This is a genomic window from Novosphingobium sp. Chol11 (assembly GCF_900218065.1).
Taxonomy (GTDB): domain Bacteria; phylum Pseudomonadota; class Alphaproteobacteria; order Sphingomonadales; family Sphingomonadaceae; genus Sphingobium; species Sphingobium agri.
Window position 1 is genome coordinate 755,312 of record NZ_OBMU01000001.1, and the last position, 21,100, is coordinate 776,411.

The window sequence follows — 21,100 nt, forward strand, 5'->3', positions numbered from 1 at the left end:
CCCCGCCGCCCCCGCCGCCTCCGCCGCCGCCTCCGCCGGTCGCTGAGTGCAGCCCTGGGCCGTACATCGTCTTCTTCGAATGGGACAAGTCGGACATCACGCCTGATGCCGCCACCATTCTGGACAACGCGGTTTCGGCCTACAGCAACTGCGGCAGCGCCCAGGTCATGCTGGCAGGCTATGCGGACCGTTCGGGTTCGGCCTCGTACAACGTCGGCCTGTCGCAGCGCCGTGCGGACGCCGTCAAGGCCTACATGGCTTCGAAGGGCATCCCCGATGGTGTGATGACGACCCAGGCGTTCGGTGAATCGAACCCCCGCGTCGAAACCGCCGACGGTGTTCGCGAACTGCAGAACCGTCGTGTGGAAATCACCTACGGTCCGGGTTCGGGTCAGTAAGCAAGATCTCCATCTTTCGGGATGGATCAAGGTTGAGGGGCTGGTCGAAAGACCGGCCCCTTTTCCTTTGCGGGGTGTAGGGCGACATGGTGCTGCACAGCACCGGAGGAAAGGGGAGCGGCGGCGATCCGCTCGACGGGTTGGCATTCTGAACTATATGCGCAACAAACAGCGTCTTGCTGCGTTCGCCAGCCATGCTTCATCGGGAGTGCATTTGATCATGAAACGTGCTGCAATCGTCTTCGCGCCGCTCGCCCTTAGTCTTGCCGCATGTGCAAGCACTGACGTCAGCACCGTCAATAGCGGGGCCGCTGGAGCCTCCAGCGCCCGCGCCGTTCTTCTGGCGGCGGATGGTTCGCGCCGCGGCGAGGCCATGGTGACGGAAGCGGTGGACGGCTTGCATGTGGCGGTACGGGCGATGGGGATCACCCCTGGAGTTCATGCGGTTCATGTGCACATGACGGGTACTTGCACGCCTCCCGACTTTGCCAGCGCGGGCGGCCATTGGAACCCCACGGCCAGGCAGCATGGCAAGGACAATCCTGCGGGCATGCACATGGGAGATATGCCGAACCTCACCGCTGGTGACGATGGCACGGGTCGGATGGAGTTCGTGATAGCTGGCGCTACGCTACGTAGCGGAGCCAATGCTGTGCTCGACGCGGATGGCGCCGCGATCGTGGTTCATGCGCAGGCGGATGATAACAAGACCGATCCTGCGGGGAATGCAGGCGGGCGCGTCGCCTGTGGGATATTGTCCGCTGCATAAGGCGACATCGTGGTGGACGCACGCACTCTATAAAGCGGCGGACGTGGCGGGATAGGTCGCCGCAATCTCGTAATGCGCGCCGCTCTGGGTCAAATGGCTTTCGAACAGGGCAACTTCATCCACCGTGAAAGGCGCACTGGAGAGACCGGCATGATGGGTGATGAAGCCTTCCGTATCGCCGCCGCTCCTTCCGAAGCGCGCCAGGGTTATATGCGGCAGGTAGGCGCGTTCTTCTGCCGGGAAGCCTGCTGCGACGCAGGCGCGGTCAATCTTCCGGTGAAGGTGTTGGAGAGCGTCGTGCGGCTGGACGCCTGCCCATAATATATGGGTGCGTCCCTTGCGATCGAACTGGCCGAGGCCCGCCAAGGAGAGCGCGAAGGGCGAAAAGCGAAGGGACGACAGCGCTTCCGCAAGGTCATTGGCGTGGTGGCGGTCGGCATTGCCTATGAAGCGCAACGTCAGGTGAAGTTGATCGTCGTCCTGCCAGCGTGCTCCGGCAATGCCGCCCATCAACGACAGCAACCGCGTCCGAATGTCCTCCGGCGGGCGAATGGCGACGAACAGGCGGTGCATGTTGCCGATATAGTGATGTCTGGCCGGGGCGCCAGCGGACAAGCGTGCCGATGTGGCGCTATTCCTTCCCCGGAGCGTTGGCTCTTCCCTTGAATTGCCACTCATATGGGGCGATAATAGCGATATCGGCGAAAGTGCGCCGGCGAAGGAGACTATCTCATGGCCAATTGGTCTGACCCCCGATCGAATATTGCCGGTTTCGGCGGGGCGACAGTGGCGCGCGGCGAGGCTTTCGACGCTGGCCTGCGCAGCTACATGCTATCGGTTTACAACTATATGGCGAGCGGCGTGCTGCTGACCGGCATCGTCGCAATGCTGTTCGCGTCCAGCGGCTTTGCCTACCAGATCCTGGCTGGGCCGGGCATTCTAAAATATGTGATCATGCTCGCACCGCTTGCCTTCGTGATGGTGATGAGCTTCGGCATGAACCGGCTGTCGACGGTCGCCATGCAGGCTCTGTTCTGGGCCTATGCGGTGACGATGGGGCTTTCGCTCTCATCGGTCCTGCTGGTTTATACCGGTACGTCGGTGGCGCAGACCTTCTTCGCGACGGCTGCAGCCTTCGCGGGGCTCAGCCTGTGGGGCTACACGACGAAGAAGGATCTATCGGGCTTCGGCACCTTCCTGATCATGGGCGTGGTCGGCCTGCTGGTCGCATCGCTCATCAACCTGTTCCTGCGCTCTAGCGCGCTGGACATGGTGGTCAGCTTCATCGGTGTACTGCTGTTCGCAGGCCTCACCGCCTACGACACGCAGAAGATCAAGAACATCTACGCCCATGTCGCAGGGACCGACATGATGGGCAAGTCGGTGGTGATGGGGGCGCTGAACCTCTATCTCGACTTCATCAACATGTTCCTGTTCCTGCTGCGCTTCATGGGCAATCGCGACTGATCGCACGCTTGCGGACGAATCGAAAAGGCCCGGTGGAGCGATCCGCCGGGCCTTTTTCTATGGGTAGTTCAAGAGGAGTCAGGATGACTTTTGCATCTGCGCAATGAGTGCGCCGTCCAATTCCTTCTGCCGTTTGTAGGCCGGGCGTTCGCGCAGGCGGGCGGCATAGGCTTCGAAGGCTGGGCGGCTATCGATGGTGCCGAAGGTCAGGCCCCAATCCACTTGAGAACCGACATAAACATCGGCGGCGGTGAACTGGTCGCCGCAGATCCATTGGCCGCCCGACACCGCTTTCTCCAGTGTGGTGACGGTCTGGTCATAGCTGCCATAACCCATCGACCGTTCTCGGCCTTCGGGCACAGTGAGGCCGAGCGCCTTGTTGGAGACCGCTGCCTCGACCGGACCAGCGGCGAAGAACAGCCAGCGGTAATAGTCGGCCCGCTGGTCGACGGACGGGGCGAGACCGGCGTCCGGGAAAGCGTCGGCCAGATAGGCGCAGATCGCGGCGGCCTCGGTCACGACCTTGCCCTTGTGCACGATGGCGGGAACCTTGCCCATCGGGTTGATGGCGAGATAGTCGGCCGCGTTCATCGTGCTGTCATAGTCGAGGATGGTCATGTCGTAGGGTTGGCCAACCTCCTCCAGCATCCAGCGGGCGATTTGTCCGCGCGACATGGGGTTGGTGTAGAAGGCGATGTCTGTGGGCATGGGGTTCTCCCTTAAGTGCGTGAGCGGGAGAGTGCCGCAAGTCGAGGCTGTGGACTATCGGGAATTTTGGTTGGTGGCTGCGATCGTGAGCGCCTCGGCTGTTGCGCTGGCCCACCCCCTGGCGCCCTTCCGCTTGCGGGAGGGGGGACAAGTTGATCCCGGCCTCTTTGCCCCAAAAAAAAGGGCGGCTTCAGGAGCCGCCCTTTCATCTCATCCGCTTCAGGCCGCTTACTTGGCCGGTTCGGCGGGCTTGGCCTTGCCACCCTTCTTGCCCTTCTTGGGGGCCGCCGGGATGATCTCGAAGGCGAGCGCCTCGTCCTTCAGCCTGACATGCACTTCACCGCCATGCACCAGCTTGCCGAACAGCAGTTCCTCGGCGAGCGGCTGCTTGATCTTTTCCTGCATCAGGCGGCCCATCGGGCGAGCACCGTAGAGCTTGTCATAGCCCTTCTTGGTGAGCCAGCCCTTCGCCTCGTCGTCCAGCGTGATGTGGACGTCGCGGTCGGCCAGTTGCAGTTCAAGTTGCAGCACGAACTTGTCGATGACCCGCGCCACGATTTCCGGCGGCAGATAGCCGAATGGCACGATGGCATCCAGACGGTTGCGGAATTCCGGGGTGAAGAGCTTCTTCACCGCATCTTCCTGCACATCGTCGCGGGTCAGTTCGCCAAAGCCGATGCTTTCCTTCGCCATGTCCGACGCACCGGCATTGGTGGTCATGATGAGGATGGTGTTGCGAAAGTCCACCGTCTTGCCGTGGTGATCGGTCAGGCGGCCATTATCCATCACCTGCAACAGGATGTTGAACAGGTCCGGGTGGGCCTTCTCGATCTCGTCCAGCAGGAGGACGCTGTGCGGGTTCTGATCGACCGCATCGGTCAGCAGGCCGCCCTGATCATAGCCGACATAGCCCGGAGGGGCGCCGATCAGGCGGCTGACCGAGTGGCGTTCCATATATTCCGACATGTCGAACCGCTGGAGCGGAATGCCGAGCAGATTGGCCAGCTGGCGGGCAACCTCCGTCTTGCCGACGCCGGTGGGGCCGGAGAAGAGATAGCTGCCGATCGGCTTTTCCGGATCGCGCAAGCCCGCCCGCGACAGCTTGATCGCGGAGGACAGAACTTCGATCGCCCGGTTCTGGCCGAACACGACGCGCTTCAGATCCGTGTCCAACGTCTCCAGCACCGACTTGTCGTCGGCCGAGACGGTCTTGGGAGGGATGCGCGCCATGGTCGCGATGACCTGCTCGATCTCCTTGGGCGTGATCGTCTTCTTGCGCTTGCTCGGCACCACCAGCATCTGCATCGCGCCGACTTCGTCGATCACGTCGATCGCCTTGTCCGGCAGTTTGCGATCGTTGATGTAGCGCGCCGACAGCTCCACCGCCGCCTTGATCGCGTCGGGGGTGTATTTGACGTTGTGATGTTCCTCAAAGGCGTTGCGCAGGCCCGCGAGGATCTTGACCGTGTCCTCGACCGAAGGTTCGTTGACGTCGATCTTCTGGAACCGGCGCAGCAGCGCGCGGTCCTTCTCGAAATGGTTGCGGAACTCCTTGTAGGTGGTGGAGCCGATGCAACGGATCGTGCCGCCCGACAGGGCAGGCTTGAGCAGGTTGGACGCGTCCATCGCCCCGCCGCTGGTCGCGCCAGCGCCGATCACCGTATGGATTTCGTCGATGAAGAGCACCGCATGCGGCATCTTCTCAAGCTCGGTGACGACCGCCTTCAACCGCTCCTCGAAATCACCGCGATAGCGGGTGCCCGCGAGCAGCGCGCCCATGTCGAGGGAATAGATCACCGCTTCCTTCAAGACGTCGGGAACCTCGCCCTCGACGATCTTGCGCGCCAGGCCCTCCGCGATCGCGGTCTTGCCGACGCCCGGATCGCCCACATAGAGCGGGTTGTTCTTCGACCGGCGGCACAGGATCTGGATCGTCCGGTCGACTTCGGCGCTGCGGCCGATCAGCGGGTCAACCTTGCCCCGCGTCGCCTTCTCATTGAGGTTGACCGTGAACTGCTCCAAGGCACTGTCCTTCTTGCCCTTGCTGTCCTGCGCCTTCTTTTCCTCCTCCTGAGAGCCCTTTGCAGCGCTTTGCTCAGGAGCGGCAGTACCCTTGCCGACGCCGTGGCTGATGTAGCTGACGGCATCCAGTCGGCTCATGTCCTGCTGCTGGAGGAAATAGACGGCGTAACTCTCCCTCTCGGAGAAAAGCGCGACGAGCACATTGGCTCCCGTCACTTCATCCTTTCCGGAAGATTGCACGTGCAGGATGGCGCGCTGGACCACGCGCTGAAAGCCGCTGGTGGGGGAGGGGTCGCTTGATCCCTCCAGCTTCAGGCTGTCGAGTTCGCTGTCGAGATATTGGGTGACGGCGTCGCCCAGTTCGCCAAGTTCTACACCGCACGCCTGCATCACCTTCGAAGCGTGCTCGTCATCGATCAGCGCGAGGAGCAGATGCTCCAGCGTCGCATATTCGTGGCGGCGCTCCGACGCATGGGTCAGCGCGTTGTGCAACGTGGTTTCAAGGGCGGGTGCGAAAGATGGCATTTCTATTCTACTCCTGAGCCCGCAAGAGGGGCTGTCTTGAACCATATGTCGGCATTGCTCGACGGCGGATCAAGGAGGGGTCCCTGATCGCCGGAATTGCCAGACTGCCCGTGCCCGAAGAGACCCTGTTCAGGGCCGCAAGGGGCGGGGCGCGGGTTCATCGCTTGAATAACGCCTCGGCACTTGATTTGTGGTTAACGGCGCTTTCAATCTTTGATCTGGTGCGGGCTATTTCACCCTCCAGCGCCGCGATGCGCTCTTCCAGATCGGCAAGGGACAAGGGACCCAAATCCTGTCGAAGCAGTTGGGCCAGCGGATCATCAATCTTGCGAGGCAGATCGTCGTCCATGTCCATATATGCCAATGTTGACCCTCGCGGCGGCTCTGTCAATAAGGGGCTTGAGCCGCTGGCGAATTTCAGCTGCGGCTTGATGATGGGGCTGGGGGAACGTGATCATGGCGATTGAGGCGGCGTTGCCCCAGGAAATGATGGCGGTCGCCATTCCCGTTCCGGGCGGCCCTGAGGCGCTGCTGCTCGAACGCCGGCCTGTGCCTGTCCCGGCCGAGGATGAGGTGCTGATCCAGGTGGCGGCGGCGGGCGTCAACCGGCCTGATGTCTTGCAGCGGGAAGGAAAATATCCGCCGCCGCCGGGCGCTTCGGACATTCCTGGGCTGGAAGTTGCCGGAACCATCGTCGCGGCTGGCGGCAGCGCCGGACGGCTGATCGGCCAGCGCGTCTGCGCCCTGCTGCCGGGCGGCGGCTATGCGGAATATGCGGTCGCGCCTGCCGGGCAGTGCCTCCCCGTTCCGGACAGCTATGACATTGTCGAGGCGGCGGCCTTGCCAGAGACGCTCTTCACCGTCTGGACGAATTTGTTCGAGCGGGCCTATGTCGTCGGCGGTGACACGGTGCTGGTGCATGGCGGGACCAGCGGCATCGGCACCATGGCGATTTCGCTTTGCCGCCTGTTCGATATCACCATCATCGTCACCTGCGGCAGCGACGCGAAATGCGAGCAGGCAAAGGCGTGGGGCGCGGATCATGCCATCAATTACCAGGAACAGGACTTTGTCGAGGAGGTGAAGCGCATCACCGGTGGGCAGGGCGTGCAGGCCGTGCTGGACATGGTGGGCGGAGACTATGTGCCGCGCAATCTCCAATGCCTTGCCGAAGATGGCCGCCATGTATCCATCGCGGTGTTGGGCGGTCCAAAGGCGGAAATCTTCATTCCGGCGGTGATGTCCCGGCGGCTGACGCTGACCGGATCGACGTTGCGCCCTCGCTCCTCCGCCTTCAAGAGCCTGGTCGCCGATGAAATCGTCCGTGAGGTCTGGAGCTTCGTCCAGGAACGCAGGCTGCGGCCGGCGATGGACCAGCGTTTCCCGCTCGCCGAGGCGGCACGGGCTCATGCGCGGATGGATGCTGGGGAGCATTTCGGAAAAATCGTGCTGACCGTCTGACGCGGCGCCACAGTAGCAATTCCGTCACATTCGGCGCGGGATTGTAACATTGCCCGGCTAAGGATTCGGTCCCGAGGACAACAGCTCCAAAGGCCCGCTTCATGAATGCCATCACGCGCTTGCCCTTTCTGGCGGACATGGATGAAGGCGCGCGCAGCCTTGATACGCCAGAGCGTGCGGGGAAGCGCAAACGTTACCGCACCATCTGGATCTCCGATATCCATCTCGGCACGCGCGGCTGCAATGCCCGGATGCTGATCGACTTCCTCGACAGCGTCGATAGCGAGACAATGTATCTGGTCGGCGACATCATCGACGGCTGGAAGTTGAAGCGCCGCTTCCACTGGCCTGCCGCGCATAATGACGTGGTCTGGCGCATCATGAAGCGGGCCAAGCGCGGCACCCGCGTCGTCTATATTCCCGGCAATCATGACGAAATGTTCCGCCAGTTCACCGGCCTCAGCTTCGGCGGCGTCGAAATCAGGCGCAAGGCGATCCATGAGACCGCCGATGGCCGCAAGCTCCTCGTGCTGCACGGGGACGAGTTCGATACCATCATGCTCGCCCATCGATGGCTCGCTTTCGTGGGGGACGCGGCCTACACGTTGCTGATGCGCCTGAACGTCGTGGTGAACGCCGTCCGCCAGCGCATGGGCCTGCCCTATTGGTCGCTCAGCAAGACGGCCAAGCACAAGGTCAAGAATGCGGTCGAGTTCATCTCCCGCTTCGAGGAGGTCGTCGCGCATCAGGCGGGCACGCGCGGCGTCGATGGCGTTGTGTGCGGTCATATCCACAATGCCGAAATGCGCGAGATCGGCGGCATCCAATATTATAATGACGGCGATTGGGTGGAAGGCTGCACGGCGCTGGTCGAACATTTCGACGGACGCATGGAGGTGCTGCACTGGGCCGATGAGGTTGCCGCGCGCACCGCCGCCGCCGACGCGAAGATGGCCGCCTGATGCGCATCGTCATTGTGACCGACGCCTGGTCGCCCCAGGTGAACGGCGTCGTCCGGACGCTCCAGACCATCATGGCGGAGCTTGAGGCGCGGGGTCATGCCGTCAAGATCATCTCGCCCGATCTCTACGGTTCCCTCCCTTGCCCGACCTATCCGGAAATTCGGCTCGCATTCGTCCGATCAAGCGTCGTTGGCGAGGCGATCGCGGCCTTTCAGCCGGACGCGGTCCATATCGCGACCGAAGGACCATTGTGTCTGGCTGCGCGGCGCTGGTGCCTGCGGGGCGGGGTGCCTTTCACCACCGCATATCACACGCATTTCCCCGACTATGTCTCGCGCCGGACGGGGCTGCCCGCCAGCTGGTTCTGGTCCTATATCCGCTGGTTCCATGGTCCTGCCCGGGCGGTGCTCGTCTCCACGGGATCGGTGCGGCAGCAGCTCCGCGCGCATGGCCTGGCGCAGGTGCGGCCGTGGGGCAGGGGCGTGGACCTTGCCGCCTTCACGCCCGAGGCAGAGCCGCCAGCGCTCTTCGCTAGCTTGCCGCGGCCCATCCAGCTCTATGTCGGCCGCGTCGCGATCGAGAAGAATCTCGAAGCGTTTCTCGGCAACGCGCATCCCGGCAGCAAGGTCGTCGTTGGGGATGGTCCCGCCCGGGCCCAGCTGGAAACCGCCTATCCCAACGCGCATTTTCTCGGTCCGCTGTTCGGGGCGGAGCTTGCCGGCGCCTATGCGGGGGCTGACGTGTTCGTCTTCCCCAGCCGCACCGACACGTTCGGCCTTGTCATGATAGAGGCGATGGCCTGCGGGACGCCCGTCGTCGCTTATCCCGTCAGCGGCCCGATCGACATCGTGACCCCGGCGAGCGGCGCGCTTTCCGATGATCTGGAGGACGCCATCACCCTCGCGCTGCGTTGCGATCGTGCCGCCTGCGCCGCCCAAGGCCGACGCTTCAGCTGGGCACGCAGCGCCGACGAGTTTCTCACCGGCCTCCACTGCATCGATGTCGCCGCGAGAGACAGCGCGGCCTGACGCTTTTCCTTGCTCCACCGGGCTTCTTGCACTATCTCAGGACGGGCGTGGCCGCCCTGCTTGGGCGGCCCTTGTTGTTTTTAGTGCCGGAGAATCCTCGTGTCCCAGCCTCTCATGCCCCATGCGACCGCCAGTTGGCTGGTCGACAATACCGCGCTCGGCTTTGATCAGATCGCGGAATTTTGCGGGCTGCACATCCTGGAAGTACAGGCGATCGCCGATGACACGGCTGGCATCAAATATACCGGCCGCGATCCCGTCCGCGCCCATGAAATCACCATGGACGAAATCCACAAGGGTGAGGCGAACCCCGATTACCGTCTCAAGATGCTGAAGGGTCCCGAGCCGGTTCGCCGTACCAAGGGGCCGCGCTACACGCCGGTGTCGAAGCGTCAGGACAAGCCAGATGGCATCGCCTGGATCCTGCGCAACCATCCGGAAATCTCGGACGGCGCGATCGGCAAGCTGATCGGCACCACCCGCACCACCATCGCCGCGATCCGCGATCGCACGCACTGGAACATCTCCAACATCGTGCCCAAGGATCCGGTGACGCTCGGCCTCTGTTCACAGCGCGAGCTGGATGCGCTGGTGACGAAGGCCGCCAAGAAGGCGGGAATCGAAGCGCCGACCGACTCCCGCCTGGATGGCGACCGCGAAGCGCTGATCGAAGAACTGCGCCGCGAGCGCGACGATGCCGCCCGCCGCGCCGAGGAAGCGTTGAAGAGCGAGTCCGACCTGATCTCGGGCGCCGCGACCATCCTCGACCCGTTCAGCAACAACCAGGGTCAGGTCTGATCCTCTTCTGATGCCCTGCTTTACGCTTGCGTAAAGCAGGGGTCCGGCTTACACCTGCCTTAATGGAGAGCAGCGAAGCGGTCTGGAAAGACCATTATAATCATCCCAATGCCTGGGATCAGTCCTTTCCCCCCCTGTCGATGGTCGACATGGTCGTCGCCAGCGCGAAGGCCAATCCCGACGCGGCGATGATCGATTTCCTCGGCCGCCACACAACCTATGGCGAGATGCTGCACGCCATCCGCCGCGTGGCCAAGGGCCTTCAGGACATGGGCGTGCGCAAGGGCGACCGGGTCGGCCTCTACCTTCCCAACGTCCCCCATTATGTCGCCGCCTATTATGGAGCGATGATGGCGGGGGCGATCGTCGTCAATTTCTCCCCCCTCTACACCGCCGCCGAACTGGAACATCAGGTCGAGGATAGCGGCACAAAGATCCTCTTCACGCTGTCCGCCAAGGCGCTGCTGCCGACCGCGCTGGAGGTGCTGGACAATAGCAGCCTGGAACGGCTCGTCGTCGGCTGCGTGGCGGAGGCCTTGCCCCCTGCCAAGTCGGTCCTCTTCCGCCTCTTCAAGCGCAAGGAGACGGCGCAGATCCCCCATGATCCGCGCATCACCAACTATGCCGACCTGCTGCGCCATGGCGAAGATTCGGCGGCTGTGGAGATCGATCCCGTCAACGATGTCGCCCTGCTGCAATATACCGGCGGCACCACGGGACGGCCCAAGGGCGCGATGCTGACCCACCAGAATCTGACCGCCAACGCCCGCCAGATCCGCCTCATCGATCCCCACCCGGAGGCCGTCGATCGCATCATCGCGGTGCTGCCCTTCTTCCACGTCTTCGCCAACACCTGCGTTCTCAACCGCACGGTGCTGAATGGCGGAGAGATGGTCATGCTGCCCCGCTTCGAAGCCGTGCAGGTGCTCGCGGCGATCCAGCGGACCAGCCCCACATCGATGCCCGGCGTGCCCACCATGTTTCAGGCGCTGCTCGATCATCCGGCGACGCCCAATATCGACTTCTCCTCGCTGCGCCTCTGCATTTCCGGCGGCGCGCCATTGCCGCTGGAAGTTAAGCAGCGGTTCGAGGCGGCGACCGGCGCGAAACTGGTCGAAGGCTATGGCCTTACCGAAAGCAGCCCCGTCGTCTGCTCCAATCCCTATGAAGGGCTGAACAAGTCCGGCACCGTGGGCCAGCCGATCCCCGGCACCCACGTCAAGCTGGTCGATCGCGAAGACCCGACCCGCCCGCCACCACCCGGAGAACCGGGCGAATTAGTCTTCGCCGGGCCGCAGATCATGAAGGGCTATTGGCAACGCCCCGACGCCGACAAGGATGTCTTTGTCGATGGCTGGCTCCGCACAGGCGATGTCGGCCTCATCGACGAGGACGGCTATGTGAAGATCGTCGACCGTTTGAAGGACATGATCGCCGTCGGTGGTTTCAAGGTGTTCCCAAGCCAGGTCGAAGCGGTGCTCTACCATCACCCCGCCGTCAAGGAAGCGCTGGTGATCGGCATCCCCGACGCCTATCGCGGCGAATGCCCCAAGGCGTTCGTCACGCTTCAGGAGGGCGCGGACATCGATGGGGAGGGCCTGAAAGCCTGGCTCAACCCCCAGCTCGGCAAGCATGAAAAGGTCTGCGAGGTCGAAATCCGCCTGAACCTGCCCAAGACGCTGGTCGGCAAATTGTCGCGCAAGGAACTGGTCGCCGAGGAACGGGCCAAGGCGCAGTCAGCGACGCGGCAGGCTGGAACCACTGCCTGACCGTCCCTATCTTGTGCGCCACACAGGATAAGGAACCAAGCGAATGGCCGAAGACATCGCGACGCTGGCAGGTGGCTGCTTCTGGTGCACCGAGGCGGTCTACCAAAATCTGAAAGGCGTCCGGTCAGTCGAGAGCGGCTATATCGGCGGCCAGCTGCCAAACCCGAGCTATGAGCAGGTCTGCTCCGGTGCGACCGGCCATGCCGAAGCGATCCGCATCGCTTATGATCCGGAGGAGATCTCCTATGGCGACTTGCTCGACATCTTCTTCGCCACGCATGATCCGACGACGCTGAACCGCCAGGGCAACGACATCGGCACCCAATATCGCTCGGCCATCTTCCCCCATTCGCCAGAGCAGGAAGCGGAAGCCAAGGCTGCGATCGCCCGCGCGCAACCGGATCATCGGAACTCGATCGTCACCACGATCGAGCCTGACGCGCCCTGGTATCCCGCCGAGGACTACCACCAGAAATATTGGGACCGCGTCGGTGACCGGAACCCCTATTGCATGGCGGTCATCCCGCCCAAGCTCGCCAAATTGCGCAAAGGCTTCGCCGAACGGATCGAAGGCTGATTACCAAAAATAGGCCCCTCCCTTTTAAAGGGAGGGGAAAGGCGTGGGTAACGAGCGCCAGCGAGCCGCTTCTTCCAACACCCTTCCTCCGTTCGCCCTGAGCCTGGCGAAGGGCGTTCTTCCTTTTCTTAGAAGAACGAGGCTTCCACAGGCTCATCCCAGACGGGAATAGATTGGAAACCCCAAAAGCGCTTAGGCTAAGGTTAATCCAGACCATGCCATGCCCGCAGCAGTTCACAGGGGAATATCCATGCGCCCATTCATGACGATCGCCGCAGCCACTATCATGCTCACGCTGCCGGGCTGCATCGCAAAGACGGCGCTCGACGTCGCCACGCTGCCGGTCCGCGCCGGGGCGCAGGCCGCCGACTGGGCGACCACCAGCCAGGAAGAGTCCGACCGCAACTACGGCCGCCGCATGCGCAAGCAAGAGGCACGAGAAGCCCGCGAACGCAAGCAAGCCGAAGAACAACGCCGTCGCGAGTGCAAACGCGCTGGCTATCGGGATTGTTATTGAGCGCGCAGGCCCCGCTAACCTCAATACTCTCCTCCGTTCGCCCTGAGCCTGTCGAAGGGCTCCACTTTTTAAGGACAGAGGGGCCCTTCGGCAGGCTCAGGGGAGGCTTCGACAAGCTCAGCCCGAACGGGGTGGGTGTGATTTCGATCTAAGGCACTAAGCCACGACATCCTGTGCCTCCGCGCCCCACGCACCTAAACCAAACACCCGCCGGATCAAGCCGCCGCCCGCCGCAACCGATCATTGATCGCCACCCCGATCCCTTCGTCCGGGATGGGCGCAACCGCGATATGCGACGCAGCGCTCGCATCGGCCACATGCAGCGCCGCGAACAGGTTGGCCGCCGCTTCCTGCACATCGGCATCGGGGCTGAGGTTCAGATTGCACGGCATCAGGCCAAAGCCGATCAGATATTCATCCTTCTCCGCCCGCAGCGCGTTCAGCCGCACCGGCTTGGATGGCGCATAATGGCTTTCCAGCTGTCCCGGCGCTTCGATCCTGGCCTTCTCCGCCCCGACCACCACCGGTAGCCCGCTCGCGTCCTTCAGCATCGCCGCCGTCACCGGTCCAGGCCGCAGCAGTCGGATGCGATCCTCCTCTGGCGCAACAATCGTGGATTCCAGTCCTTCGCTCGTCGGCCCTTCGTCCAGGATCAGCCGCACCTTGCCGTTGAGGCTGGCCAGCACATGCTCCGCCCGCGTTGGGCTGATCGCGCCGCTGCGATTGGCGGACGGCGCGGCAAGCGGCCGGTGACTCTCCCGGATCAGCGCCCGCATCGCCGGGTGCGCGGGCAGGCGCAATGCCACGGTCGGAAGGCCCGCCGTCACCAGCGATGACAGGCCGCTTCCTTCCCGCACCGGCAGCACCATGGTCAGCGCGCCGGGCCAGAAGCGCGCTGCCAGCCGGTCCGCCACTGGCGAAAAGACGGCAAGCCGCTCCGCCATCTCCTGGTCCGCGACATGGACGATCAGCGGGTTGAAGCTTGGCCGCCCCTTGGCGCTGTAGATTGCCGCGACCGCACTATCGTCCGTCGCATCGGCGGCGAGCCCATAGACCGTCTCGGTCGGCACCGCGACGGGCTCGCCCGCGCGGATCAGCAAGGCGGCCTCGCGCAGGGCTTCGGTGCCATAGCGGCAGATGCGGGTGGAATAGACAGGATTTGGGATGGTCACGGCCCCCGCGATATAAGCCCCTCCGACGTGGAGTAAAAGTCCATTACTACAGAAGAATGACAGGCCCGTTCGCCTTGCCGGGGCGGGGCAGGGGGGCTAAGCCCGCCGCATGACCGACGATATCCTCAGCCGCATCGCCAGCGCGCTTGAGCGCATGGCACCGCCGCCCGCGCCCTCGGCGGACCTCGGCGCCGCATCCGCCTATGTCTGGGACGGCAGCGCGATCCAGGCTGTCGACGCGTTCGAGCCGGTAAATTATGACCTCCTGACCGGCATCGATGCGCAAAAGGCGACGCTGCTCGAAAACACCCGCCGCCACGCCGCGCACCATGCCGCGCATGACGTGCTGCTCTGGGGCGCGCGCGGCACGGGCAAGTCCGCCGTCGTCGCCGCTGTCGTTGACCGGCTCCAACGGGAAGGGGCGGACATCGCCCTGCTGCAATGCGCGATCGATGAACTGGCCAGCCTGCCGCGCCTCTTTTCGCTCCTGCGCACGACGCAGCGGCCGTTCATCCTCTTCCTCGACGACCTCGGCTTTGACGAAGGCGGCGTCGGCGACGCACGCGCGCTGCGCTCCCTGCTTCAGGGCGGGACGGCGGCGCGGCCCGCCAATGTCCGCCTCTACGTCACCTCGAACCGTCGCCACATCGTTCCGCGCCACCTTTCCGAGCAGGATGACCCCGTCAATCCGCGGGACGTGATCGATGACAAGATGGCGCTGTCCGATCGCTTCGGCCTCAGCCTCGGCTTTCACGCCATCGACCAGCAGGCCTATGTCGATATCGTCACCGGCTATGCCGACAGTCTCGGCCTCAGCTTCGACCCGCTCGAAGCGATTCAGTGGGCGACGCAGCGCGGCAGCCGTTCGGGCCGCGTCGCCTGGCAATATGTGGTGGAGCTGGCAGGCCGCAACGGCCGCGCGCTCTGATCCTTTGTTTGCCGATTTCCTAACCAGCACTCGGTTTGGAGCGCTTGGAAATCGTCCATGATCATGTTTTGAATGATCGTCACCCCGGACTTGATCCGGGGTCCCGCTTCTTATCTCACGCCGCCCGGGGAGCGGGACCCCGGGTCAGGCCCGGGGTGACGGAAAAGGAGCCTTGGTGCGGATGCGCCCGCATATGCGATCACGGCCTCAATCACTTGCCCCCAGTCACCCGCCAGATCACGCCGCCGACATCGTCGCTGACCAGTAGCGCCCCCTTCGCGTCGCCAGCGACATCGACCGGCCGCCCCCGCGCATGCCCGTCCGCATCCAGAAAGCCGGTCAGCACATCGACAGGCTTGGCCTTGCTCACTTCGCCATTGGCGGCGAAGGGCACGAAGACCACCTTGTAACCCGCCGCAGGCTTGCGGTTCCAGCTCCCGTGCAGTCCGACAAAGGCTCCGTTCGCGAACGCGCCGCCGATCTTCACCTTGTCGGCAAAGGCCAGCCCCAGCGGCGCGACATGATTGCCCAGCGCATAGTCGGGACGCTTGGTATATTCGCGCACTTCGGGCCGCTGCGGCTGGACGCGGCGGTCTTCGTAACCGCCCCAATAATTCCACGGCCAGCCATAAAAGCCGCCGAACTCGATCCGGGTCAGATAGTCGGGCACCAGGTCGCTGCCCAGCATGTCGCGCTCATTCACGACACCCCACAGCGCGCCGCTCTTGGGCTCGAATGCCAGCCCGACCGGATTGCGCAGGCCCGAAGCATAGATGCGATAGTCGCCGGTCCTGGGATTGACCTCCAGCACCGCCGCCCGGTTCGCTTCGCCTTCCAGACCGTCTTCGGCGATATTGCTGTTGGACCCGACGCCGACATAGAGCAGCCCCGTCGGGCCAGCCGTCAGGCTCTTGGTCCAGTGCATGTTCGGCGCATTGGCGGGAAGGTTCAGGATCTTGCGCCCCTTTGCGGTGATCCGCGTCTCGCCCTCCTTATAGGGGAAGGCCATCAGCGCGTCGGTATTGGCGACGTAGAGCGTCCCATCGACCAGTGCCATGCCATAGGGCGAATTGAGCCCGGTCAGGAACGGCGTCTTCACCTCCGCGCGCCCGTCGCCATCGGCGTCGCGCAGCAAGGTGATGCGATTGGCCGAAGGCACGCCCGCGCCCGCCTTGTTCATCAGGTAATTCATCACCCGATCGACCAGCCCACCGGACGGGCGCGGCGGGCTGTTCGTCTCGGCCACCAAAATATCGCCATTGGGCAGCACCAGCATCGATCGCGGATGGGCGAGTCCGTCGGCAAAGCGCGCGAGGGCAAGGCCCTTGGCCGCCACCGGCTTCTCGCCCGCCGTCCACACCTTCACTTCAGCGACGTTGATCGTGGGGATGAGTTCGCTGCGAGGAGCGGTGAACACCGGCTCCTTGCCCGTATCGGCGCCCGCCGCCAGCTTCGCCTTATCCCCTTGCGCCAGATAGAAAATGACGCCCCCAGCGATCAGCAGGAGGATAAGGGTGATGGCGATCAGATGCTTCTTCATGGCGCTTGTCTATGCTGCCGCAACGCGCGCCGCAAGGCGTGCTATCGGTCCCGTTCGCGCAGCCACAGCAGCAGCGCGATCACGCCGCCCAGCGCCGCGCCCGCCAGCAGCCCCGCGCTCGGCTGGCCCATCATGCCGCCGATGATCGCGCCGCCCAGGATCAGCAGCGCGATGATGGCGCCCGCGCCCGTCGGATTCTTCTTGCCATTGGTCATCGCCACCGCCCTTGCCACGACCCGCGGGCCAAGGCCAGCGCTTTGCTCACCGGCCCGCCATGGCACATGCCCGTCCCGATCCAACACAACTGTGCCGCAACGGGACTTGGCTAACGGACCATTCACCCTCGTAACCCGCCGCAGCCCGTCAAAGCATCAAACTGGCACGGCGCTTGAACCGTGCCTCCCATCGGGGTAAGTTTTTTCAAGGGGTTCTCATGCAGTTGCCATATCTGTCCGGCCGCAAAAGCTATGAGGATGCGGCGGAACTGATGGCGGCCTTTGGTGACAATGCGGGCTATGAAGCGGCAGCGCGCGCCGACCGCAGCCGCGACCTTGGCAACTACATTCATTTCTGCCACTGGCGCCAGATCGAGCGGCTGATCGTGCTGCTCGCGCACGACATGCCGCTCGGCACGGTTCACTAAGCGCCGGGGTTCAGAGCCGCAGCCCGGCCGTCTCCGGCAATCCCGCCAGGATGTTGAGGTTCTGCACCGCAGCACCCGCCGCCCCCTTGCCCAGATTGTCGAGCGCCGCCACCAGCCGCACCTGACCCGCATCGTCATTGCCGAAAACGAACAGCGCCAGCCGATCCGTCGCACCGACATGCTCGATCGCGACCTGGCCAAGCACGGCGCTTTCCTCAAGCGGAGCGACGCTCACGATCGGCGATCCCGCATAAGCGTTCGCCAGCGCCGCATGGATGTCGGCAACCTTGGGCGCCCCCGCCATCGCGCGCAGTTGCAAGGGCACCTCGACGATCATGCCGCGATAGGCGTTAGCCACCGCAGGCGCAAAGATCGGCGGATGCGACAGCCCCGAATAGCGCAGCATTTCCGGGATATGCTTGTGCGTCAGGCTAAGCCCATAAGGCCGGAAAGCGCTCGGCGCGCCGCCTTCACTCTCGAACTCCGCAATCATCGCCTTGCCGCCGCCGGAATAGCCCGACGCGCCCGACACCGTCACCGGCCAGTCTGCTGGCAGCAGTCCGCCCAGCACCAGCGGCCGCACCAGCGCCAGGAAGCCGGTCGGCCAGCAGCCCGGATTGGACACGAACCGCGCGTTTGCCAGCTTTTCCCGATGACCCGGCTCCAGCTCGGCAAAACCATAGGTCCACCCATCCGCCACGCGATGAGCGGTGGACGCATCGATCACGCGCGTGCGGTCATTGTCGATCAAGGCCACCGCTTCGCGCGCGGCGTCGTCGGGCAGGCACAGGATCACGATATCGGCGGCGTTCAAAGCCTCCCGCCGTGCCGCCGCATCCTTGCGCTTGTCTTCGTCCAGCGTGATGAAGGACAGTTCGGGCCGTCCTGAAAGCCGCTCGACAATCTCAAGCCCGGTGGTGCCGATCCCGCCATCGATGAAAATCTTGTGAGTCACGCGCCGATCCTCCGCCGCGAAATAATGGGTTCTGCATGATCATCCGCCAGCCGGGCGACCACGTCCGCCAAGGGTTCGACCACCACGGCCATCCAATGCGCATTGGCATGCAGCAGATTGTCGCCGTCCGTCATGATGCCGACATGGCCGGGGAAGAAGACGAAGTCGCCCCGCCTCAACGGCTCGTCGGAGGGCAGGGGGTCGCCAATGCCCTCGCGCTGCAAGTCCGTGTCGCGCGGCGCCTTGATCCCGCACTGGCCAAGCGCGACCTGGACAAGCCCCGAACAGTCGATGCCGCGATGGCCGCGACCGCCCCAAACATAGGGCTGGCCCAGATAGCGTAGCGCCACCGCGACCCAATCGCTTTCCAGAACTTCGGCGCCCACGGCATGGCGCTCATGCACATAACCTTCGGCGCAGGCGATAAAGCCGTCCTCGGCTTTTCCGGTGAAGAGCGCGCCGCCCGGCCAATAGTCGCGAATGGGCGACTTGATGTCGGCCGCGCTGAACAGGGGCGCTGTACCAGCGAACACCCGATGATCGGTCTGTTCGTGCACGTCCAGGGCGTCGCGCCGCACATAGCCGACATAGCCGTCATGCCCGCAAAAGCCCCAGGCCCAGTCCGTCGTGACGTCCAGCGCATGAAAGCTTTCGCCGCGCAGCAATTCGCTTACCGCAGTCGCGGTAACCGTCGCTGAGGCAAGGACCGGCGCTCCCGCCGCGACGCAGGTCAGTTCGATCGAGCGGGCGTAATGGGCTGAAAACAGCACCCCTGCCAACGACAAGTCGGCAAGATCGCCGCGCGCGGCATGGATGCGGCTGTCCAGCTTGACGGAGCGGCCGTCCAGTTTGAACCGGATGCGTTCAGGCGGTGCGTTCCGCAGAGTTGAAGTCGTGGCGTTCATCGCGGCCGGTTCCTGCGATGAAATGGTGAAACGCGTCAAGGAATTCCGCCCCTTTGGCGGTCCGGGTGATGAAAATATTGCGCCGGTCGGCCGCATCGCGCTCCCGGCGAAGATATCCGAGCGCGGAAAGCTTGTTCAGCGCCCGGGTAATCACTGGCTTCGACACATGCAGCGCTTCCGCGAGTCCCCTGACCGTATGCGGCCCGGAGCTGATGTACACTGTCATCATCAGCGCCATTTGCCGATTGGTGAGGTCGGGCCTGCCGGATCGCACATAATCGACCAGCGTTCGCATCCATTGGCCGAGTTGTTTCAGACCGGGGCGGTTGAGCTCAGAGCTCTGATCATGTGCAGAGGCGGCATCCATGCCCCCGTAACGCATAATGCACAATCCGGTTGCGTAACGGCCTCATGCCACAGGATCATTTCCGCCCTGATTTTTCATAACGTTGTTCCAGCAGACGGAAAACGGCGCGCAGGCCCAATGCCTCACCACCCTTGGGCCGCCCCGGCTTTGGCGACGGCCGCCAGGCGAAGGTGTCGAGATGAATCCATTTCGCCTTGTCCGGCACGAACCGCTTCAGGAACAGTGCGGCAGTGATCGCGCCAGCAAAGCCGCCTTCGCCCGCATTGTTGATGTCGGCGATGTCCGACTTCAGCATGTCGGCATAGCCATCCCATAATGGCAGGCGCCAGCTCGGGTCGTCCACTTCGCCGCCCGCCGCGTCCATCTCTGCCGCCAATGCATCATCATTGGTGAAGAGGGCAGGGAGGTCGGGTCCAACGGCGACCCGCGCCGCCCCCGTCAGCGTGGCATAATCGATGACAAGCTCCGGATCATCTTCGCCCGCCAGCGTCAGGGCGTCGGCCAGCACCAGCCGTCCTTCCGCATCGGTATTGCCGATTTCCACCGTCACCCCCTTGCGGCTGCGCAATATGTCCCCCGGCCGGAAGGCGTTCGCGCCCACCGCATTTTCCGCCGCCGGGATCAGAACATGCAACTGCACCGGCAGGCGCGCGCCCATGATCAGCCGGGCGAGCGCCAGCGCATGCGCCGCACCGCCCATATCCTTCTTCATCAGGCGCATGGCCGATGACGGTTTGATGTCCAGTCCGCCGCTGTCGAAGCAGATGCCCTTGCCGACGATGGCGACGCGCGGATGCTTGGGATCGCCCCAGCGCAGTTCGATGAGGCGCGGGGCAAACTCCTTGCCCGCCGCCCGCCCCACGGCATGGATCATCGGAAAGCCCTGCTCCAGCGGGTCGCCCTTCGTCACCGTGAAGCGCGCGCCGAAGCTTTCCGCGACCTTCGCCGCTTCCTCCTCCAGTTGCGCAGGCCCCATGTCGCCCGCCGGAATATTGACGAGGTCGCGCACCAGCGCCACCGCCTGCGCCAGCCTTACCGCCGCGTCGATCTGCGCCACCTCGCCGGTCAGCAGCACGCGCGGCCCAGCGGCATTGTCGTCGCGGCGATAGCGGTCGAACCTGTATTGCGCCGTCAGCCAGCCAAGCATGGCTGGCCCGGCCGTCCCCTCCGCCAACCGATATTGCCCCTCGGGCAATGTCTCCGCCAGCTTGGCGAGGCACCAGCTGCTGAGTTTCGACCTGTTCGCGACCCCCGCGACCACCGACCAGTCCGAAGGCTCGTCGCCCGGAATGATCGCATGCTCATAACCTTTGCCCGCGAATTTCTGGGCGGCAACGATGGCGCGCACTCGCTGCGGCTGGGCGGAAAGCCAGCTTTCGAAGCTTTCCGCATCGACGATCTGGATCATATGGGCGGGCTGGTTGTTATCTGCTTTCAGCAGGTCGGAATAATCGGTCATGGGCAGGGTTCTGGACAAGGATGGCAGGGTTGGAAAGCCCCATTTTCGCCGCGCTGCCGTCTCCATCTGCCCTCGCCATGTTTGCGCCTCAGGCGCGAAAGGCCTAGATTGATGTCAACGCTAACTGGCA

The 21,100-nt window shown here is 63.8% G+C and carries 23 protein-coding genes; 12 read left to right on the plus strand and 11 right to left on the minus strand.

What is annotated here, in order from left to right:
• Together NCHOL11_RS18475 and NCHOL11_RS03815 are read left to right on the plus strand one after the other, a co-directional pair.
• Positions 1 to 398: OmpA family protein (locus tag NCHOL11_RS18475; RefSeq protein ID WP_255254696.1), on the plus strand; the 398-nt coding region annotated here is incomplete at its 5' end.
• Positions 399 to 618: 220 nt separating this feature from the next.
• Positions 619 to 1,167 (plus strand): superoxide dismutase family protein, encoded by a 549-nt coding sequence (locus tag NCHOL11_RS03815; protein ID WP_097092710.1) that lies wholly within the window; start codon positions 619 to 621, stop codon positions 1,165 to 1,167.
• A 27-nt stretch (positions 1,168 to 1,194) separates the two neighbouring features.
• Here NCHOL11_RS03815 and thpR read toward each other — a convergent pair whose 3' ends face one another.
• A complete protein-coding gene (gene thpR, locus NCHOL11_RS03820; protein WP_097091137.1) occupies positions 1,195 to 1,740 on the minus strand; it encodes an RNA 2',3'-cyclic phosphodiesterase in 546 nt (181 codons plus the stop codon).
• Between the two features lie 159 nt (positions 1,741 to 1,899).
• Between thpR and NCHOL11_RS03825 the strand changes: the two genes are divergently transcribed.
• Positions 1,900 to 2,634, plus strand: a complete 735-nt coding sequence (locus NCHOL11_RS03825) for a Bax inhibitor-1/YccA family protein (protein ID WP_097091138.1) — start codon at positions 1,900 to 1,902, stop codon at positions 2,632 to 2,634.
• A gap of 78 nt (positions 2,635 to 2,712) precedes the next feature.
• Here NCHOL11_RS03825 and NCHOL11_RS03830 read toward each other — a convergent pair whose 3' ends face one another.
• The 3 genes from NCHOL11_RS03830 to NCHOL11_RS03840 form a co-directional block, all read right to left on the minus strand.
• A complete protein-coding gene (locus tag NCHOL11_RS03830; RefSeq protein WP_097091139.1) occupies positions 2,713 to 3,342 on the minus strand; it encodes a glutathione S-transferase family protein in 630 nt (209 codons plus the stop codon).
• 228 nt (positions 3,343 to 3,570) lie between these two features.
• Positions 3,571 to 5,889, minus strand: coding sequence for an ATP-dependent Clp protease ATP-binding subunit ClpA (clpA, locus tag NCHOL11_RS03835; protein ID WP_097091140.1), 2,319 nt, complete (start codon positions 5,887 to 5,889; stop codon positions 3,571 to 3,573).
• Positions 5,890 to 6,046: 157 nt separating this feature from the next.
• Complete coding sequence (locus NCHOL11_RS03840) at positions 6,047 to 6,244, minus strand: DUF1192 domain-containing protein (protein ID WP_097091141.1); 198 nt, start codon at positions 6,242 to 6,244, stop codon at positions 6,047 to 6,049.
• Positions 6,245 to 6,345: 101 nt separating this feature from the next.
• On the opposite strand from NCHOL11_RS03840, the gene NCHOL11_RS03845 reads away from it, so the two are divergent.
• From NCHOL11_RS03845 to NCHOL11_RS03875, 7 genes are all read left to right on the plus strand, one after another.
• On the plus strand, positions 6,346 to 7,350 hold the full coding sequence (locus NCHOL11_RS03845; protein ID WP_097091142.1) for an NAD(P)H-quinone oxidoreductase: 1,005 nt from the start codon (positions 6,346 to 6,348) through the stop codon (positions 7,348 to 7,350).
• Between the two features lie 101 nt (positions 7,351 to 7,451).
• Positions 7,452 to 8,312: a UDP-2,3-diacylglucosamine diphosphatase gene (locus NCHOL11_RS03850; protein WP_097091143.1), complete on the plus strand. Its 861-nt coding sequence runs from the start codon at positions 7,452 to 7,454 to the stop codon at positions 8,310 to 8,312.
• Entirely contained in the window at positions 8,312 to 9,340 is a 1,029-nt protein-coding gene (locus NCHOL11_RS03855; protein ID WP_097091144.1) for a glycosyltransferase family 4 protein, read from the plus strand. The genes NCHOL11_RS03850 and NCHOL11_RS03855 overlap by 1 nt, the downstream gene beginning before the upstream one ends.
• Positions 9,341 to 9,454: 114 nt before the next feature.
• The gene (locus NCHOL11_RS03860; RefSeq protein WP_097091145.1) at positions 9,455 to 10,138 is read left to right on the plus strand and encodes a DUF1013 domain-containing protein; all 684 of its coding nucleotides are present in this window, start codon (positions 9,455 to 9,457) and stop codon (positions 10,136 to 10,138) included.
• Between the two features lie 62 nt (positions 10,139 to 10,200).
• Positions 10,201 to 11,907: a long-chain-fatty-acid--CoA ligase gene (locus tag NCHOL11_RS03865; protein WP_097091146.1), complete on the plus strand. Its 1,707-nt coding sequence runs from the start codon at positions 10,201 to 10,203 to the stop codon at positions 11,905 to 11,907.
• Positions 11,908 to 11,950: 43 nt separating this feature from the next.
• Positions 11,951 to 12,484 carry a peptide-methionine (S)-S-oxide reductase MsrA gene (gene msrA, locus NCHOL11_RS03870; protein ID WP_097091147.1) on the plus strand — a complete coding sequence of 178 codons (534 nt, stop codon included), beginning with the start codon at positions 11,951 to 11,953 and terminating at the stop codon, positions 12,482 to 12,484.
• 262 nt (positions 12,485 to 12,746) lie between these two features.
• Positions 12,747 to 13,001 (plus strand): hypothetical protein, encoded by a 255-nt coding sequence (locus tag NCHOL11_RS03875; RefSeq protein WP_176502175.1) that lies wholly within the window; start codon positions 12,747 to 12,749, stop codon positions 12,999 to 13,001.
• 215 nt (positions 13,002 to 13,216) lie between these two features.
• Here the strand turns inward: NCHOL11_RS03875 and NCHOL11_RS03880 are convergent, their stop codons facing one another.
• Positions 13,217 to 14,173, minus strand: a complete 957-nt coding sequence (locus NCHOL11_RS03880; RefSeq protein WP_097091149.1) for an L-threonylcarbamoyladenylate synthase — start codon at positions 14,171 to 14,173, stop codon at positions 13,217 to 13,219.
• Between the two features lie 109 nt (positions 14,174 to 14,282).
• On the opposite strand from NCHOL11_RS03880, the gene NCHOL11_RS03885 reads away from it, so the two are divergent.
• Complete coding sequence (locus NCHOL11_RS03885; protein ID WP_097091150.1) at positions 14,283 to 15,101, plus strand: ATP-binding protein; 819 nt, start codon at positions 14,283 to 14,285, stop codon at positions 15,099 to 15,101.
• A gap of 211 nt (positions 15,102 to 15,312) precedes the next feature.
• Here the strand turns inward: NCHOL11_RS03885 and NCHOL11_RS03890 are convergent, their stop codons facing one another.
• Both NCHOL11_RS03890 and NCHOL11_RS17980 read right to left on the minus strand, forming a co-directional pair.
• On the minus strand, positions 15,313 to 16,641 hold the full coding sequence (locus NCHOL11_RS03890; protein ID WP_097091151.1) for a PQQ-dependent sugar dehydrogenase: 1,329 nt from the start codon (positions 16,639 to 16,641) through the stop codon (positions 15,313 to 15,315).
• Between the two features lie 41 nt (positions 16,642 to 16,682).
• Entirely contained in the window at positions 16,683 to 16,982 is a 300-nt protein-coding gene (locus tag NCHOL11_RS17980) for a hypothetical protein (RefSeq protein ID WP_141397804.1), read from the minus strand.
• A gap of 92 nt (positions 16,983 to 17,074) precedes the next feature.
• Between NCHOL11_RS17980 and NCHOL11_RS03895 the strand changes: the two genes are divergently transcribed.
• Positions 17,075 to 17,284, plus strand: coding sequence for a hypothetical protein (locus tag NCHOL11_RS03895; protein WP_176502176.1), 210 nt, complete (start codon positions 17,075 to 17,077; stop codon positions 17,282 to 17,284).
• A gap of 10 nt (positions 17,285 to 17,294) precedes the next feature.
• On the opposite strand, the gene argC is transcribed toward NCHOL11_RS03895, so the two are convergent.
• The 4 genes from argC to NCHOL11_RS03915 are packed head-to-tail and all read right to left on the minus strand — an operon-like array spanning position 17,295 to position 20,970.
• Positions 17,295 to 18,239: an N-acetyl-gamma-glutamyl-phosphate reductase gene (argC, locus tag NCHOL11_RS03900; RefSeq protein ID WP_097091152.1), complete on the minus strand. Its 945-nt coding sequence runs from the start codon at positions 18,237 to 18,239 to the stop codon at positions 17,295 to 17,297.
• Positions 18,236 to 19,144, minus strand: a complete 909-nt coding sequence (locus tag NCHOL11_RS03905; RefSeq protein ID WP_097091153.1) for a C40 family peptidase — start codon at positions 19,142 to 19,144, stop codon at positions 18,236 to 18,238. The genes argC and NCHOL11_RS03905 overlap by 4 nt, the downstream gene beginning before the upstream one ends.
• Positions 19,104 to 19,511 carry a MarR family winged helix-turn-helix transcriptional regulator gene (locus NCHOL11_RS03910; RefSeq protein ID WP_097091154.1) on the minus strand — a complete coding sequence of 136 codons (408 nt, stop codon included), beginning with the start codon at positions 19,509 to 19,511 and terminating at the stop codon, positions 19,104 to 19,106. Before NCHOL11_RS03910 ends, NCHOL11_RS03905 begins: the two co-directional genes overlap by 41 nt.
• A gap of 55 nt (positions 19,512 to 19,566) precedes the next feature.
• Positions 19,567 to 20,970: a leucyl aminopeptidase family protein gene (locus NCHOL11_RS03915; RefSeq protein WP_097091155.1), complete on the minus strand. Its 1,404-nt coding sequence runs from the start codon at positions 20,968 to 20,970 to the stop codon at positions 19,567 to 19,569.
• Between the last annotated feature and the right edge of the window lie 130 nt (positions 20,971 to 21,100).